19 protein-coding genes and 1 pseudogene are annotated in these 16452 nt (G+C 63.9%); 12 read left to right on the top strand and 8 right to left on the bottom strand.

The annotated features are described in order from the left end of the window. Positions 1-5 precede the first annotated feature (5 nt). Positions 6-542: an MmpS family transport accessory protein gene (locus GII31_RS21985; RefSeq protein WP_260840196.1), complete on the bottom strand. Its 537-nt coding sequence runs from the start codon at positions 540-542 to the stop codon at positions 6-8. A gap of 32 nt (positions 543-574) precedes the next feature. Then, entirely contained in the window at positions 575-988 is a 414-nt protein-coding gene (locus GII31_RS21980; RefSeq protein WP_260840195.1) for a hypothetical protein, read from the bottom strand. Positions 989-1346: 358 nt separating this feature from the next. On the opposite strand from GII31_RS21980, the gene GII31_RS21975 reads away from it, so the two are divergent. The 4 genes from GII31_RS21975 to GII31_RS21960 all read left to right on the top strand — a co-directional run bounded on the left by GII31_RS21975 (position 1347) and on the right by GII31_RS21960 (position 3366). After that, complete coding sequence (locus tag GII31_RS21975; protein ID WP_260840194.1) at positions 1347-1763, top strand: hypothetical protein; 417 nt, start codon at positions 1347-1349, stop codon at positions 1761-1763. A 62-nt stretch (positions 1764-1825) separates the two neighbouring features. Continuing rightward, on the top strand, positions 1826-2719 hold the full coding sequence (locus GII31_RS21970; protein WP_260840193.1) for a siderophore-interacting protein: 894 nt from the start codon (positions 1826-1828) through the stop codon (positions 2717-2719). A gap of 39 nt (positions 2720-2758) precedes the next feature. Further along, a complete protein-coding gene (locus GII31_RS21965; protein WP_260840192.1) occupies positions 2759-2980 on the top strand; it encodes a hypothetical protein in 222 nt (73 codons plus the stop codon). Then, positions 2977-3366 (top strand): PIN domain-containing protein, encoded by a 390-nt coding sequence (locus tag GII31_RS21960; protein WP_260840191.1) that lies wholly within the window; start codon positions 2977-2979, stop codon positions 3364-3366. Before GII31_RS21965 ends, GII31_RS21960 begins: the two co-directional genes overlap by 4 nt. Positions 3367-3457: 91 nt before the next feature. On the opposite strand, the gene GII31_RS21955 is transcribed toward GII31_RS21960, so the two are convergent. Beyond that, positions 3458-3994, bottom strand: a complete 537-nt coding sequence (locus tag GII31_RS21955; RefSeq protein ID WP_260840190.1) for an MmpS family transport accessory protein — start codon at positions 3992-3994, stop codon at positions 3458-3460. Positions 3995-4064: 70 nt separating this feature from the next. Beyond that, positions 4065-4478 (bottom strand): hypothetical protein, encoded by a 414-nt coding sequence (locus tag GII31_RS21950; RefSeq protein ID WP_213245500.1) that lies wholly within the window; start codon positions 4476-4478, stop codon positions 4065-4067. A gap of 330 nt (positions 4479-4808) precedes the next feature. Between GII31_RS21950 and GII31_RS21945 the strand changes: the two are divergent. Continuing rightward, positions 4809-5171: pseudogene (locus tag GII31_RS21945) on the top strand (IS982 family transposase); the annotation flags it as partial. Between the two features lie 48 nt (positions 5172-5219). On the opposite strand, the gene GII31_RS21940 reads toward GII31_RS21945, so the two are convergent. Further along, positions 5220-6470, bottom strand: a complete 1251-nt coding sequence (locus GII31_RS21940) for an IS256 family transposase (protein WP_260840189.1) — start codon at positions 6468-6470, stop codon at positions 5220-5222. Positions 6471-6623: 153 nt separating this feature from the next. Between GII31_RS21940 and istA the strand changes: the two genes are divergently transcribed. The 5 genes from istA (at position 6624) to GII31_RS21915 (ending at position 9823) form a co-directional block, all read left to right on the top strand. Further along, positions 6624-7832: an IS21 family transposase gene (gene istA, locus GII31_RS21935; protein ID WP_213250880.1), complete on the top strand. Its 1209-nt coding sequence runs from the start codon at positions 6624-6626 to the stop codon at positions 7830-7832. Continuing rightward, positions 7832-8644, top strand: a complete 813-nt coding sequence (istB, locus tag GII31_RS21930; protein ID WP_213245282.1) for an IS21-like element helper ATPase IstB — start codon at positions 7832-7834, stop codon at positions 8642-8644. The genes istA and istB overlap by 1 nt, the downstream gene beginning before the upstream one ends. 305 nt (positions 8645-8949) lie before the next feature. Then, a complete protein-coding gene (locus tag GII31_RS21925; protein ID WP_213245493.1) occupies positions 8950-9255 on the top strand; it encodes a helix-turn-helix domain-containing protein in 306 nt (101 codons plus the stop codon). Beyond that, a complete protein-coding gene (locus GII31_RS21920) occupies positions 9252-9434 on the top strand; it encodes a hypothetical protein (protein WP_213245491.1) in 183 nt (60 codons plus the stop codon). The genes GII31_RS21925 and GII31_RS21920 overlap by 4 nt, the downstream gene beginning before the upstream one ends. Beyond that, entirely contained in the window at positions 9431-9823 is a 393-nt protein-coding gene (locus GII31_RS21915; protein WP_213245489.1) for a type II toxin-antitoxin system VapC family toxin, read from the top strand. The genes GII31_RS21920 and GII31_RS21915 overlap by 4 nt, the downstream gene beginning before the upstream one ends. Positions 9824-9860: 37 nt before the next feature. Here the strand turns inward: GII31_RS21915 and GII31_RS21910 are convergent, their stop codons facing one another. The 3 genes from GII31_RS21910 to GII31_RS21900 all read right to left on the bottom strand — a co-directional run bounded on the left by GII31_RS21910 (position 9861) and on the right by GII31_RS21900 (position 12471). Then, positions 9861-10766 carry a hypothetical protein gene (locus GII31_RS21910; RefSeq protein WP_213245487.1) on the bottom strand — a complete coding sequence of 302 codons (906 nt, stop codon included), beginning with the start codon at positions 10764-10766 and terminating at the stop codon, positions 9861-9863. Then, positions 10763-11323, bottom strand: a complete 561-nt coding sequence (locus GII31_RS21905; protein ID WP_213245485.1) for a DUF6932 family protein — start codon at positions 11321-11323, stop codon at positions 10763-10765. Before GII31_RS21905 ends, GII31_RS21910 begins: the two co-directional genes overlap by 4 nt. Before the next feature lie 131 nt (positions 11324-11454). Then, positions 11455-12471 carry an Rpn family recombination-promoting nuclease/putative transposase gene (locus GII31_RS21900; RefSeq protein WP_213245483.1) on the bottom strand — a complete coding sequence of 339 codons (1017 nt, stop codon included), beginning with the start codon at positions 12469-12471 and terminating at the stop codon, positions 11455-11457. Between the two features lie 354 nt (positions 12472-12825). Here GII31_RS21900 and GII31_RS21895 point away from each other — a divergent pair, with 354 nt between their 5' ends. Next, positions 12826-13122, top strand: a complete 297-nt coding sequence (locus GII31_RS21895; protein WP_213245481.1) for a helix-turn-helix domain-containing protein — start codon at positions 12826-12828, stop codon at positions 13120-13122. Between the two features lie 101 nt (positions 13123-13223). Then, positions 13224-16421, top strand: a complete 3198-nt coding sequence (locus GII31_RS21890; RefSeq protein WP_213245479.1) for a type I restriction endonuclease subunit R — start codon at positions 13224-13226, stop codon at positions 16419-16421. The last annotated feature ends 31 nt before the right edge of the window (positions 16422-16452 follow it).

Below are 16452 nucleotides of genomic sequence, written 5' to 3'. Positions count from 1 at the left end.
CGGGGTCAGCCGACGCTGCCCGAGCAGTGCGCGCTCGCGTACGCGCCCTTGGCGGTCTGGGTGTATTTGACCTGGCCGTCGACGATGATCTCGCAGGTCGATGTGGCACCGTCGTCGCTGCTGTTGGTGACGCTCAGTGACGCGGTTTTGCCGAAGCCGGAGATGGTGACCTGCTTTTCCCACGGCAGGGACGCGTCGGTTTCCTGTGCCATGTTGAAGTCCTTGTCGGTCCAGGTGATCGAGCCGCTTCCGGTGCCGGTGACCCGGTAGGTGACGGCGATCTCGCGGTTGATCTCCTTGTCGATCTCGTTGGCGGCTCCGCCGATGAGGGCCATGCAGCCGCCGAACATGGCGACGAACAGCAGGATGATGCCGCCGAGGATCCACGGCCACTTCTTGCGCTTCTTCGCGGGTGGCGTCTGCGGCGGGTACTGGCCCCCGTACGGCTGCCCGGGGTACGGCTGCTGGGGGTATCCGCTCTGGGGGTATCCGTCCTGGGGGTACGGCTGTTGGGGGTTCTGGGGAGGTTCGTTGGTGGTCATGATGCTCCTTCGGACGAGAGGGGTCGGGATGGTCAGCAGACGGCGAGGGCGTATCGGCCGGTGGCCGAATCAGCCGACACCTGAACGCCGTTGACGAAAACGCGGCATTCGGCGTAGTAGCCGTCGGTCTGGATGGCGGCGGCGGCGAGCTGGTAGGTCGAGCGTGAGGTGAACGACTTCGAACCCGAGTAGAGCTTGGTTCCGGAACCGCGCGTGTAGACGCCGTAGGACGGTAAATGTGTTGTGTTCAACGAGGATTGATCATTGTCGGCGTTGAACCAGTTGGACGAGCCGTTGTCGGCCACGTCGCTGATGAAGACGTAGCGGACGTGGTCGCCGGTGGTGGGGTCGCCGGTGCTCGCGACGGCGGTGCCCACGCCGACGGCGATGTTGGCGGTTGCGGCGGCGGTGATCGCGGCGGCCGCGATGATCTGCTTCTTGTTCATGGTGTTCTCCCGTGGTGGTGAATATCGGCGGTTCTCGACCGGTTGGTTCTCACGAGTTCGGATGATTGTCACGAGCGTCGTGGAGCTGTTGGTCGATGACGGGGATGAGTATTCATCAGGGGTACGACAAAGCGCCGCCGGCGGTCCGTGCCGAGTGTGCGACCTGTCGGTCGTTCGGCCGATGGTGCGGATACCGTTCGTGTGCAAGATGATCGGACGGCATCGGGGTACGGGCGGCGGGTCTCCGAATGGATGAGCGAACCGGCACATGAATGTCGTAGGCCGTCTCTATCTTGATTCGCGTGGGTTTGAATACCCCATGAACATCGCGGAAGTTCGGCGAATCGGGAGGAAAGCAATGCGAAAGACTATGATCGCGGGCGGCATCGTCCTGGGATTGCTGGTTGCCGGCACGGGCACCGCGGAGGCCGCCGGAACCTACACCCGCGGCGGAGATGTGCTGGTCACCGTCGCGGTGTCGGACGGTTCGTGTGCGACGGTGACCTGGCCGAAAGATACGACCCGGACCATCTGCGATTCGTACCAGGTGTATCAGCACAACATCCAGCCCGGCGACCGGTTCGGCGCGAAGATCGTGTCCTATACCGGCGGCGGTGTGGCGTGCACCGTGCGTGACGTCGAGTCGGGCGGGTTGATCGGTGAGGACTCCGCCGGTCCGGGGTACACCGCGAACTGCATGTACAACGCCAAAGGTCGAACGGGCGGTGGTGACGACACCTCCAGCAGCGGCAGCAGCTCCTGGGGCAGCAGCTAGGCGGCCAGGGTTTCGGGCGGCCTTTCAGTGAACCGCCCCGCCCGTGAGCCACAATAGCAACCATGAAATGGGACAGCTTCGTCGGCACATTCACCGGGATTCGGCGTGTCACGCCGAATATGATCCGTTCGACATTCGTCGTTGACGGTGATGGCGAGTCGGCGTATGTACCGATCGAGCCGGGCGACGAGTCGGTGGCGTTGTACTTTTCCGACAACGGCATCGCACTGCGGACGGCGGCCAGCGATGCGCCGGATGCCTTCGGCGGCTGGGAGATCGCCGACCCCGAACGTAGCGAGGGCAATCGCAACTACACGATTCGCAGCTACGACAGTGTGACCGGTGAGCTGACCATCGATGTCGCCGAACACGGCCGTGGGCTTGCCATCGACTGGTTCCGCAGGGCCGAGCCCGGCTGGCAGTTGCTGATGGCCGGGCCGCGATCGTGGTACGACCCGCCCGCCGACGCCGAGCATCACGTACTGGGCGCGGATCTGGCGGCGCTCCCGGCGCTGGCCCGGATACTGGAGAACACACCTGACCATATTGCGGTCACCGTAATCGTCGAAGTCCTTGACGCAGCGGACTTGTCGTACCTACCGACCCATGAGAACACCAGCGTCATCGAGCTGATCGGCTCCGGAAACGGTGCCACCCCAACGATGCTCGCCTCGGCACTGGCTGACCTGGCGACGAAACCCGATGCCTACGTGTGGTATTCGAGCGAATCAGCCGATATCAGGGCCGCGAAGAAGGTGCTGCGCGCGGCGGGATTTCCTCGGGACCGGTACGACATCGTCGGCTACTGGCGGCAGGATTCGGAAGCCTGGCTCAAGCGTTTCAACGAACGCGCCGACGAGTTCATGAAGGTGTACGACGAGGCGGTGGCCGCCGGTAGTTCCGCCGACGAAGCCCTCGACACCTACGAACAAGCCCTCGAGCAGGCCGGTCTGTAATTGGCACCACCGGCCGGGAATGAACAGTCGGTGGGCTCGGTGGATGTTGAGTCCAGCGGGGAGGACGCGGAGATCACCGCCTACGGCAAGCCGACAGGCGTCCGTCTGGTCGCGGACAGGGCTGCGCCGAAGAAGTGGGTGAGCGGGGCGACCGTAAACGCCCTGCCGGACGTCGACGCCGACGAAACGTTGGCGGCGGATATCGCCGCAGCGTTCGTGGATGAGGACTACATCGCCGACCCATGGGCGGATCGGGAGTGATTCTGCTCGACACCACTGTGATCATCGACCGCGCGAAGTGCCTCTTCGATCCAGGCGAGGACTACGCCGTCAGCATTCTGACGCGCGCTGAGTTCGAGTTGGGTATCCAGTCCGCTCGTGATGCCACGATCAGGGCGCGACGAGTCCGAAGATTGGCCTTTCTCGACAGGGAATTCGATTGGTTGGAGTTCGACATCGAGTCCACCCGCTCCTATGGTGTCCCGGCGGCGGGTGCGCTTCCGCCTGGCGGGTCGAAGGTCCGGAGTAAGGACGCGCTCATCGCGGCCCAAGCGCACCGTCACGGCGCCACACTCATGCCGGCGAATATCGATGATTTCGTATGCTTTTCCCACCTGGTGCCTATCACGATGCCAACCCTCCGGTAGCCGCGTCGGCGCAGTACTTACCGCTGCGTTCCTGGTCACGCGACGGCGCCGGTCCTGTACTCGCCGTCACGAGAACAGGACCGGCTTCCTATCAATCCACGCTGCCCGAGCAGTGCGCGCTCGCGTACGCGCCCTTGGCGGTCTGGGTGTATTTGACCTGGCCGTCGACGATGATCTCGCAGGTCGATGTGGCACCGTCGTCGCTGCTGTTGGTGACGCTCAGTGACGCGGTTTTGCCGAAGCCGGAGATGGTGACCTGCTTTTCCCACGGCAGGGACGCGTCGGTTTCCTGTGCCATGTTGAAGTCCTTGTCGGTCCAGGTGATCGAGCCGCTTCCGGTGCCGGTGACCCGGTAGGTGACGGCGATCTCGCGGTTGATCTCCTTGTCGATCTCGTTGGCGGCTCCGCCGATGAGGGCCATGCAGCCGCCGAACATGGCGACGAACAGCAGGATGATGCCGCCGAGGATCCACGGCCACTTCTTGCGCTTCTTCGCGGGTGGCGTCTGCGGCGGGTACTGGCCCCCGTACGGCTGCCCGGGGTACGGCTGCTGGGGGTATCCGCCCTGGGGGTATCCGTCCTGGGGGTACGGCTGTTGGGGGTTCTGGGGAGGTTCGTTGGTGGTCATGATTTCCTTTGGGGTGCGGGTGCGGGTGCGGGTGCGGTCAGTGGGCAGCTGTGGTCATAGATGGCGGTCGTCAGCACACGGCGACCGCGTAGCGGCCGGTCGCCGAATCAACCGACACCTGAACGCCGTTGACGAGGACGCGGCATTCGGCGTAGTAGCCGCTGGTCTGGATGGCGGCGCCGGTGACCTGGTAGGTCGAGCGTGAGGTGAATGACCTCGTGCCCGAGTAGAGCTTGGTTCCGGAGCTGCGGGTGTAGGTGCCGTATGTCGGCAAGTGCGTTGTGGTGAGCGATGATTGATCGTTGTCGGCGGTGAACCAGTTGGACGAGCCGTTGTCGGCCACGTCGCTGATGAAGACGTAGGTGACTCGGTCGCCGGTGGTGGGATTGTCGGTGCTCGCGACGGCGGTGCCCACGCCGATGGCGATGTTGGCGGTTGCGGCGGCCGTGATCGCGGCGGCCGCGACGACCTGCTTCTTGTTCATGGTGGTTCTCCTGGATATGGGGTGCTGACGTGCCACGCGGGGCCGGTCGGGGTGAGGAGCGCTCGCGACGAGAAGGTCCTCGAACCCCGTGCGCCGACGATGCCGGTGGTGGCGGCACCCGCCGGTGTGGGTTGTGGGGAACCGTTCCGGGCGCGGTGCGGTGGGATGGATCCGCGCCCGGAACGGGGACGGGGCGATACGTGTGTCTCGCCCCTGGACCGCCGGTGGATCGGCGACCTGCGAGCAACCATGACCCGCGCGCTACTAGATGGTTGATTCCTTGAAGGTGCCGTCGGCAACGAGGTAGGCGGAGGGCTTCAAGATCAATGTGTGACGAAAGAACTCGAAACCCTCCTGACTGAACTCTATGTCCTCATCGACGACCACGTCGTCGAACCCCGCTCGGGACGCGGCCGGCGCCCGCTGCTCTCCGATGCCGAACTGCTCACGCTCGCGGTAGCGCAGGTGTTGCTCGGGTTCGACAGTGAACGGCGTTGGATCCGGCACGTCCACGGCAACGAGCAACTGCGCGCACTGTTCCCGTATCTGCCGGGCCAGTCCGACTACAACAAGCGTGTCAGGGCTGCACGAGGGTTGCTGTGCAAGACAATTCAGGCGGTGGCGCGGCTCTCACCGTCGTGGTTCGACGACCTGTGGATCACCGACGCCACCCCGGTTCCGTGTGGCATGTCGGTCAAGTCCCGCGTAGTGGTGTAACTGGTTGTGGTCCTTCGTAGGTGGTCAGGCGGGTAGTTGGATCAGTGGGTCGGTGTTCACCTCCGGTGTGTGGTCGGTGTCGGTGACGGTCAGTCGGCAACGGCTGAGCACTTCGAGGCCGAGGTAGCGGCGGCCTTCGGCCCATTCGTCGGTCTGCTCGGCGAGCACTGCTCCGATGAGCCGGACGATGGCATCGCGGTTCGGGAAGATGCCTACGACGTCGGTGCGGCGCCGGATCTCGCGGTTGAGTCGTTCTGTGGGGTTGTTGGACCAGATCTGGCGCCACACGTCATCAGGAAACGCGGCGAATGCCAGCAGGTCTTCACGGGCGTCGCCGAGGTGTTCGGCGACGTCGGGTAGGCGGTCTTCGGTGTATTCGAGCAGCCGGTCGAACTGGGCGTTCACCGCACCAGCAGTGGGTTGGTCATAGACGCTGTGCAGCATGGCCTTGACTGCTGGCCACATCGACTTCGGACACACCGCCATCAGATTCGCCGCGTAATGGGTGCGGCAGCGTTGCCAGGCCGCTCCGGGCAGGTTCGCTGCGATCGCCTCGATGAGCCCGGCATGGGCATCGGAAGTCACCAGGCGAACTCCGCCCAGGCCGCGGGCCACGAGGTCGGCGAAGAAGGTGTTCCACGAGGCTGTGGTCTCACTGGTGGCGACCTGCATGCCAAGCACCTCACGGTGCCCGTCACCGTTGACGCCGGTAGCCAGCAGCACGACGGCTTTGACGACCTGCTTGTTCTCGCGGACCTTGATCGTCAACGCATCCGCGGTGACGAACGTGAACGGGCCGGCCTCGTCCAGTCGGCGGTGACGGAACGCTGCGACTTGTTCGTCGAGGTCTTCGGCCATGCGCGAGACCTGCGACTTCGACAACGAATCGATGCCCAAAGTCTTGACCAGCTTGTCCATCCGGCGGGTCGAGACCCCGGCCAGGTAGCAGTCGGCCACGACGGTGATCAGCGCCGACTCGGCGCGCTTGCGGCGTTCGAGCAACCACTCGGGAAAATAGGTGCCAGAGCGCAGCTTCGGCACGGCGACGTCGATCGTGCCCACACGGGTATCGAGAGGCCGGTGCCGGTATCCGTTCCGGTGATTGATGCGGTCTTCGGACCGGCGGCCCCACTCGGCGCCGCACACAGCGTCGGCATCGGCGGAGAGCAGTGCGTTGATCATCGTCTGCAGCAGCTCACGCATCAGATCGGGCGAGGCCTCAGCCAGGGCTTGGCCAAGCAAGCCAGCAGGGTCGACAATGTGGGGTGCGGTCATCGTGATGACTCCGTTCGAGGATTCTGTGGAAGGTTGACTCGAAGGATCACACGGTGACCGCTTCCCTGCCCGACAGCTACACGCTGCCGGCCACGGTCCTGGTCACCGAGTTACACCACTCTATGGGGCACTACTGATTGGAGAGTGATCACTGTGGAGGACTGGGCGTTGATTCGTCAGTTACACCGGTCGGAGGGGTTGTCTCAAGCCGCGATCGCCCGGCAGTTGGGGTTGTCCCGCAATACGGTGGCCAAGGCGGTGCGCTCTGATGCGCCGCTGCGCTACGAGCGTCCGCGTCCGCGGTCGTCGGGGTGGGCACAGATCGAGCCTGCTGTTCGCGAACTGTTGACTCGGTTTCCGACGATGCCGGCCACGGTGATCGCCGAACGGGTCGGCTGGTCCGGTGGCCGGTCGTGGTTCGCCGAGAATGTGGCACGTATCCGCCCCGAGTATGCGCCCGCGGATCCGTGTGACCGTCTGGTCCATCGTCCGGGTGAGCAGGTGCAATGCGATTTGTGGTTCCCGGGCCAGTTGGTGCCCGACCAGGCTGGAGTGTTGCGGTCATTTCCGGTGTTGGTGATGGTCGCCGCCTATTCACGGTTCATCGTCGCGGTGATGCTTCCGTCGCGGATCACTGGTGATCTGCTGGCCGGCATGTGGTGGGCACTCGGCGAACAGATCGGTGCTGTTCCTCGTACATTGTTGTGGGACAACGAATCAGGTATCGGCCAACGCCGCAAATTGGCAGCCGGTGTGGCCGGATTCTGTGGCACGCTAGGTACCAGGATGATCCAGGCCCGTCCGTATGATCCGGAAACCAAAGGGGTGGTCGAACGAGCGAACGGCTATCTCGAGACATCGTTCCTGCCGGGACGGTCCTTCGCCTCTGCCACGGATTTCAATACCCAGATCCATGAGTGGCTGGCCGGAGCGAACACCAGAATTCACCGCACGACGAAGAAGAAGCCGGTCGAGGAGTTGTTGATCGACCGCAAATCGATGGCGCCGCTGCCGCCTATTGCGCCGGGTACCGGAACATCGGTCACCACCCGGTTGGGTCGGGACTACTACGTGGCGGTCGCCGGGTCGACCTACTCAGTCAATCCAGAGGTGATCGGGCGGATGATCACTGTGACCGCTGACCTGGACCGGGTTGTGGCCCACTGCGGTCAGCGGAAGGTTGCCGAGCACCAAAGATATTGGGGACCAGACGGTTTGACCACCGATCCTGATCACGTGACAGTGGCCAAAGCTCAACGCGAGCACTACAACTCGCGGCCACCAACCTCTGGTGACGTGCAGGTTCAGGTCGCCGATCTCAGTGTCTACGATCGTGTTTTCGGGACTGGGGAGGTTGCCTGATGCCGACCACACGCCCGAGCGCACCCTCTGATGCTGACAAGTTGATCGCTCACCAGTCCCGGCTTCTCAAAGCGCCGAGGATCGCTCAGAACTATTCCCGGATCGCTGAGCAAGCTCGCGCCGCGGACTGGTCGTTGGAGGACTATCTGGCCGCAGTGCTGGCGGTGGAATCGAATGCTCGCGCCGAGTCCGGTGCCCGTTTGCGTATTCGAGGCGCCGGGTTCCCGTCGATCAAGACGATCACCGACTTCGACTTCACCGCCCAGCCCGCAGTCGACCGTGCACAGATAGCCCGGCTCGAAGCCGGTGGCTGGCTCGCCGAAGCCCACAACATCGTTCTGCTCGGACCGCCCGGTACCGGCAAAACCCATCTCGCGACGGCGCTGGCCGTCGCTGCCGCCCATACCGGCTATCGTGTCGGGTTTGCCTCGGCAACAGCGTGGATCACCCGGCTGGCCGAGGCCCACCGACTCGGGCGACTCGACACAGAACTCAAGAGGATCAGCCGGATCGGACTGATCGTGATCGACGAAGTCGGCTACATCCCTTTCGATGCCGAAGCTGCCAACCTGTTCTTCCAACTCGTCTCCAGCCGATACGAGAAGTCGTCGATCATTCTGACCTCCAACCTGCCGTTCTCCCGGTGGGGAGAAGTGTTCGGTGAAGCCACCATCGCCTCGGCCATGATCGATCGGATCGTTCACCACGCCGACGTCATCGCCCTCAAAGGCACCAGCTACCGCATCAAACACACCGCAATCGAGTCACTGCCTTCCGTCGACGCCGACCGTCAGGCAAACTCGAACCCGTAACCTGCTCACTTTTCGACCGGACACAGCAGCGCACTTTTCGACCGGAGCTGACAGTCTACTGCCACGCCGAGCGATTGATGTGTTGGTCCTGAGGCTGGGTCCCGAGCCAGTCGCAGGCTGCGGAGGTCGAAGTCCGATGTCCCGGAGGTCGCTGATAGCAGCGACGAAGGTCGTCCAGTACCTGCCGAGCCGGACGATCTGTACTGAATACGAGCACTGATCGTCCGAATAGCGGGTGTGGCGAGGTATCTGGTGCTCTTTAATAAGCGCTGGTGGCGGGTGTCGTGCCGGAATACTGTAACCAGATGGACCGGATCGAGGAGTTGGAGATCGAACTCGCCAACGATCGCCACACCGGACTTCGAGAGCAGTTGGCTGCCAACGATGATCGCCTGTTGGAGTCGCTCGTCGCGATCCGGAAGGCGAAGGGGTTGACGCGGGAGGAGGTGGCCAGGCGGATGAATCGTTCGGCCGCTGCGGTTGTCGATCTCGAGCGGCTCGGCGCTGATCCGCACCTGTCGACGATCCGGCGGTACGCGGCCGCCATCGGTGCGCGGATAGACACATCGGTGACTGACGCAGACTACCAGGCGATGGGAGGTCCTCCATGAACGATCCTGTGCGGCAACAGCGCATCGCAACTCCTCTGATGCGCCCTTGCGCCGAGCGTGGACTCGCCGACCAGCCCGCTATGGAAGACTGGCTCGCTGATGCTCAAGCATCGGCAAGTGCCAATCCTGCGGTCGGTGTCGCCGACATTCTCGGCGATCTGGAGGCCGACCGTCGGTGACGGCGCTGGTGATCGAAGCGTCGGTCCTGGTATCGCTGTGGCTGGATCTTGGCGATTCTCCCACGATCTCGCGACGGCTCGAAGGCACGACACTGCACGCAGCGGACCATCTGTTCGTCGAGGCCGTCAATGTTCTGCGGCGCCGCCGCAACACCGGACATCTCGATCGCGCCGCCGCCGAGACCGCCTTCGCCGGGGTAACGGCGGCTCCTATCAGGCGCTGGCCGTTCGCATTGGTCTCCGAGCGGATGCGGGAGCTGGGTCCGGATGTGAGCACCTGCGACCCGGCGTACGTCGCGCGGGCCGAGCGTCTGCGGGCCCCGCTGCTGACCCGCGATGTGAAGCTGTCCCGTGTGCCTGGTATGCGCTGCGACATCGAAATATGTTGACCGGTGTCGATGGGCCGACCATCGACCCGTTTCCGGTTCAGACATCCAGCGCCGTCTGCTCGCCGGGATAGCCAATCCAGCTCCGGCGTGACGATCGTTGCCGACCTGCCCGGTCGGAGTCGGTCACGAGTTCCACGATGACATCCGCTTCGACACCGGCGCGGAGTTCACCGTCCGCGATCAATTGTTGCGGTATATCGAGTACTTCGACCTTGCCGCGGTGCTTTGCGGACCGGATCGTGATGGCGCGCGCCTCGATATCGGCGGAGACGATCAGGCCGGTCACCCGCTCATTCTTGGTCTCGCGCAGCACTTTCGAGAACAGTTCGTGTGCTCGGCGTTGGCCGCGTTGTGACAACGTCGACGAATAGATCTTGCCCTGGCTACCGTGTGCGGTGACCTCAAGGGCGAGCGCTTGTTCACTGAGCGAGTCAGCCATCTGCCGTACCCGGTCGAGGAGTGCGCCGCGTTCGCCGCCGAACGCGGCGTCCGGCTCGTCGCCCTCCAGGCGGTCGTGCACGGCGAGAACATGCGCCACCGCGGCCTCGAAGTGATCGATGCCGGCGAGGTCCAGCTCGTCGTTCTCGGCGGCCGCGTGGGGTCTCGGCATCAGATGCAGCACCGCACTGCCTTCGCTGATCCCGCACCAATCCAGCTGAATGTCCCTGAGTTCGGATCCGACCAATGCTTCGCGGACTTCTTGCTGGAAGCGATTGGCGATCACCATCGCATCGGTGGGGAGCCTGCCGTTGCGGGTTGCCTCACCGACCAGTCGCAGATCCAGCTGGTAGGGGTATCCCGCTTGCGGTGACAACTCGTGGACGGCGTCGAGCAACGATCGCCGCGCGACCTCAACGAGGTCGGAGTCATCGTCTGCGGCGTCGGTGATCCAGGACGGCGTGGAGCGATCCCGAATGCGCGGGAACCGTTCGACGATGCTCACACTGTCACCTCCAAATAGCCTCGAGCCGGTTCAGCGTCCTCCTCGGTCATTGCGCCCTTCGTCGGCGCGCTCTGCCTGCGTTGCCAAAAGTCATCCATCATCCCGCGTACTGCAACGTACTCGTGTGCTCCCGAGTCGTGTTCCTGCAGCTTGAGGGTGGTGAATGGCCTCCATAGTACGACGAATGGTTCGACGCCGTACTCGTTTCGGACACGTGTTCGATGCGAGTACAGTGCCTTGATGCGGCCGCTACCAGCCTGTCCGCGAAGGTTGTCAAGGGCGCGGCTGTTCACGATCGGTGATACATCGACATCGTCGGTATCGAGCTTGTCGCTCGTGAACCCGCCACCGATCCATAGGGACATCAGGACTTTGGTGTCGACGAGGCGCTCGGCCTCCTCCCATTCGTGCAGGTATGCCAGTAGACCGTCGAAGAGTGCGGGACGTGACTGCGAATTGCGGAACGCAGGGGCCGTGACGAACGTGGATTCGATCTCCTCAAGACTGCAGGAGTACCTACCCACGGGGAGGTGGCCCGCGATCAGCGGTGGGATCATGGCGACTGAGCATACTTGAGAGTTTGTTCGTCCCGATTCCGGATCTCATTGATCTAGATGTAACTCCCAGGGAGGTTGTGAACGGCGAGGACATGCGCCACCGCGGCTTCGAAGTGGTCGATGCCGGCGAGTTACTCGATGATCTCTTCGATGGTCGCCGCGCCCTGGACCAGCCGAGCGCTCCATACCGCGATCTGTTCGGTTGTTGCGTGCTCGACCCGGCTTCGCAGGTCGGCATCGAGATCGCCGAACCTCACGGCCAGCATGTCAAGAAGCAAACCGGCCCGTCCCTCGGCTCGTCCTTCGGCTCGTCCTTCGGCGCGTCCTTGGGTCCGTCCTTTGTCGTGTCCTTGGGCGATGAGCTGATCTGCGGTGGTCATGGCGATCTCCTCAGCTTCCGGGCCCAGTTTCCCAGCGAACCGGACCAGGTTGTCGACCGGTGTGACGCTGACTCTTACAAGGTACTGGAAAACCCCTTCCAGCCGTCGGCGGTCGATGGCCGAGAGGTCATCGACCCACTCGGTCAGCCAGCGGGTGACGTCGGGGTCGTCGGGTGCATGGGCGAACATGACGAAGGTGATCCGGGCCGCCGGGCTGAGCGGCCGTTGCCGTAGCTGGGCATCATCGACGACGGTCAGGTCATCGAGCAGATAGCCGAACCTGGGCACAAGTCTTCCCGCAGCTGCCGCGACCTGCGTGTCGATGTCAATCAACTCGGCCACATCGGTTGCTGCCGACCAGCGCCGCCGGCCCTGATAGATGACCACCGGAACGATCAACGGCAACGGTCGCCCACCGGACTCGGGTTGACGCTCTGCCAGGTGGCGTTCCCAGATACGCACCTGATAGACCAGCATCCGAAACGCCATCAACGGATCGGGCCGACTCTGGTGTTCGATGAGCACATACAGGTAGGCATCACGGTCGCCGACGGTGGTCGCGAACAGCACATCGGTCTGCCGATGGCGCAACACCTCATCGACGAATGTGCCTTCTTGTAACACCAGCCCGTCCAGGTCGATTCGTGCGGCCAATTCCTGTGGCAGCACCGACCGCAACTCCGATCCCGCGTTCTCCGGGTCGGTGAACACCAACCGGAACAAGGCATCATGGGGCTGCCCGCCTGAGGAATCCCCCGCATTCGTCATGGCCACACCATAGAGGCCACAATGGCCCTTCAGTCGTCCGATGCGCCCATGCCCCCGGCTACCCCGATCGTTGGCGTGAGGACTTATCGGCTGTTCCGGGGGTCGACGATCTCGAGATCGTCCATACCGTTCAGGGCCGTACGGCCGCAGGACCGACCACCGCAACCCGGACCTTTCATTTTACCGTGACATGTGGCCACTCGGACAGATCAGACCGTACTCCCGGACCAAGCCACCGACGGGACGTCGATGGCTCAATTGCGTGCGGTACTTGCGAGCGGCGTGACCGTCTTGACAGACGCAGACGGGCGATCGGCCCCGGTGCCCGACCGCGTACGAGTGCTACTGGCCGGGGTGCTCGACGCACTGGCCGACGGTCAGGCGGTGTCCGTTCAGCGGCTACGCACAACGCTGTCGACCCAGGAGGCGGCCGACATTCTTGGTGTGAGTCGGCCGACCGTGGTGCGCCTCATCGACAAGGGTGAGATCGACTGTACGACAACCGGCACGCACCGCCGCGTGCAACTCGATGATGTCCTGGCCTATCAAGACAGGATTCGTCGCCGGCGGACCCAAGCACTGGACCAGACGGCGGCGGAGTCGGTACCGAAGAAACCGGGCGCTGGTGTCGGCTTCATCGAGACCCGGTGACACTGGAGGGGCGGTAGGGCGTCATAGTCCTCTGCCATAGTGAGATCAGTGTCGGAGCAGTGGCGTCGCGGATGGTCGGCGGCCGAGGACGGAGCGAGCGGATGAGCATCATTCCCGAATCGGAGTGGGAGCAGTTCACCGTCGAGCGGCTTGCCGAACACAACTGGCAGCCGCTCAAGGGGCAGGAGATCGCGCCCGGAACCGAGCGGGGACGGGTGTCGTGGGAGGATCTGGTGCTTCCCGAGCGGCTCCTGTCCGTGATGCGCGAACTCAATCGTGGGGTCCCGCACGAGTATCTGGTGCAGGCGCGGGCAGCGATCCTGGCGCCCCAGTCGCAGGACCCGATGGCCGAGAACTACCGGCTGCATCAGATCGTGACCCGCGGATATCGGGGCATCACCTATATCGACCACAACGGTATCGAACAAACCCCCACCATCCGGGTGGCCAGTACCCGGCCCGACGAGAACGAGCTACTCGCCGTCCGGCAGGTCACCATCCGCAGCCGCGAACACGAACGACGCTTTGATGTGGTGTTGTACCTCAACGGATTACCGGTGGCGATCTTCGAACTCAAACAGGCCGGGGCGGCCGGAGCGACGGTGTCCGCCGCCCACGCCCAGCTGCGGACCTATCTGCGTGAGTTCCCGATGGCATTCCGGTTCGCCGTCGTCACCGTGATCAGCGACGGCCTCACCGCACGTTACGGCACACCGTTCACCCCGCTCGAGCATTACGCGCCATGGAATGTCGACGACGACGGCAAGCCGGTGGAGACGGGAAAGCCGGTCGAAGACGACGATCTGGGTGTCGAACTCGAATCCCTCATCGACGGCGTCTTCAACACCGAACGGTTCGTGCAGCTGCAACACAACTTCGTCGCCTACGATGCCGGTGCCGACGGATATGTGAAACGAATCGCCAAGCCGCACCAGTATTTCGCGGTCACCAAAGCGGTCGGCAACACGGTGGTCGCGGCCGAAAGCACCGGCAAGGCCGGGGTGGTGTGGCACACTCAGGGATCGGGTAAGTCGATGGAGATGGAGTTGTATGCCCACCTCGTCGCCAAACAGCCCAAACTGAAGAACCCCACCATTATCGTCGTCACCGACCGCCGCGACCTCGACGGGCAACTGTTCGACACCTTCAACCGGTCACGGCTGCTCGGTGAGTCGCCGGTCAAGATCGGCACCCGCGACGAGCTGCGCCACGAACTCGCCGACCGGACCACCGGCGGCATCTACTTCACCACGCTGCAAAAGTTCGGTCGCACAAAAGAAGAACGCGAAGCCGGCGCCGACCACCCGCTGCTCACCGACCGCCGCAATGTGATCGTCATCGTCGACGAGGCGCACCGCAGCCACTACGACGACCTCGACGGCTACGCCCGTCACCTCGCCGACGCGGTACCGAACGCGACCCTCATCGCTTTCACCGGAACCCCGATCTCGTCGGCCGAACGCAACACCCGTGACGTATTCGGGCCCTACATCGACATCTACGACCTGACCCGTGCCGTCGACGACGGAGCCACCGTCCCCGTGTATTTCGAGCCGCGACTGATCAAAGTGTCGCTGGCCGAACAGATCACCGAAGACGACCTCGACCGTGCCGCCGACGAGGCCACCCGCGGACTCGATGACGTCGAACGCGCCCAGATCGAGAAGTCCGTCGCCGTCATCAACGCGGTATATGGTGCGCCGCAACGACTCAAGGCGCTCGCCGCCGACATCGTCGCGCACTGGGAAACCCGCATGGCAGCGATGGTGCCGTTCATCGAAACCTCGGGCAAAGCGCTCGTCGTCGGTGCCACCCGCGATATCTGTGCCCGTCTCTACGATGAGATCATCGCCCTGAAACCGGACTGGCACAACGACTCCGAATCCGAGGGAGTCATCAAGGTCATCTATTCGGGGTCGGCGAAAGACCAGGAGCCGATCAGCCGGCACGTGCGACGCGACGCACAGAACAAGGCCATCCAGAAACGTCTCAAAGATCCCGACGACCCGCTGCGGATAGTCATCGTCAAGGACATGCTGCTCACCGGATTCGACGCGCCGCCGCTGCACACCCTGTACCTGGACCGCCCGCTCAAGGGGGCGCTGCTCATGCAGACCCTGGCCAGGGTGAACCGCACGTTCCGCGGCAAACCCGCCGGTCTGCTCGTCGCCTACGCACCGCTCGCGGAGAACCTGAACGCGGCGCTGGCCGAGTACACCGACACCGATCAGCAGACCAGACCCGTCGGCAAACGCATCGATGAGGCCGCCGGACTGGCCCGCGAGACGCTCGCCCAGATCGACACGCTGTGCGCCGGATACGACTGGCGCGCAGTGGTCGGCAGTGGTCGCAACAACCCGTGGATGCGGGCCACCCAGGGTTTGGCGAATCACCTGCTGGCTCCCGACACGCCGGGCGTCGAGGTCGACGGGCAGCCGAAGCCGGCGGCGCTGCGCTTCCGCGAGTTGGCCGCGACTCTTGCTCGCGCCTGGGCACTTGCCGGTGGCGACCATACGCTCGCCGAACTGCGTCCGGACATCAAATTCTATGCGGAGGTGCGGGTGTGGATGGGCAAGATCGAGGCCAACCGGCGCCAGGCCGAGGGCAAGCCCATCCCGGACGACATCAGACGGCTGCTGTCACGGCTGGTCGCCGACTCCACCGCGTCCGGTGAGGTTGTCGACATCTACGCGGCCGCGGGTCTGCCCACACCGTCGCTGAACGATCTCACTCCCGAGTTCGAGGCCACAGCGCGGGCGGCCGCCAACCCACACCTGGCGATCGAGGCGCTGCGCGCCACCCTCACCGGGGAATCACGCCGAGCCACTCGCAATAGTCTCGTGCGGCAACGAGCATTCTCCGACCGGATCACCGAGCTGATGCGCCGCTACACCAACCAGCAGGTCACCTCCGCCGAGGTGATCGCCGAACTCATCGCCATGGCGCACGATATCGCGGCCGAAGGCTCTCGGGGGCAGAACTTCAACCCGCCGCTCTCCGATGACGAACTGGCGTTTTTCGACGCCGTCGCCGCCAACAAGTCGGCCGTCGAACTGCAAGGCAACGACGTGCTCGCCGACATCGCGCGTGAACTGGTACACATCATGCAGCGAGATACCAAGTACGACTGGACCGTCCGTGACGACGTGCGTGCCAAACTCCGCTCATCGGTGAAGCGGGTGCTCGTCAAGTTCAAGTACCCGCCCGACAAGCAGCCCGAGGCCATCAAGATTGTGATCGAGCAGATGGAGGCGCTGGCCCCCGGCTACGCCGAGAGACACGCGGCCCTCTCGTCATAAGCCCCGCCGATAGCGCCCGCCGAATGGTGAT

Source organism: Gordonia pseudamarae, assembly GCF_025273675.1.
GTDB lineage: Bacteria > Actinomycetota > Actinomycetes > Mycobacteriales > Mycobacteriaceae > Gordonia > Gordonia pseudamarae.
Note: the sequence above shows the minus strand (reverse complement) of the source record. Positions and strands in the feature narration are given on the sequence as shown.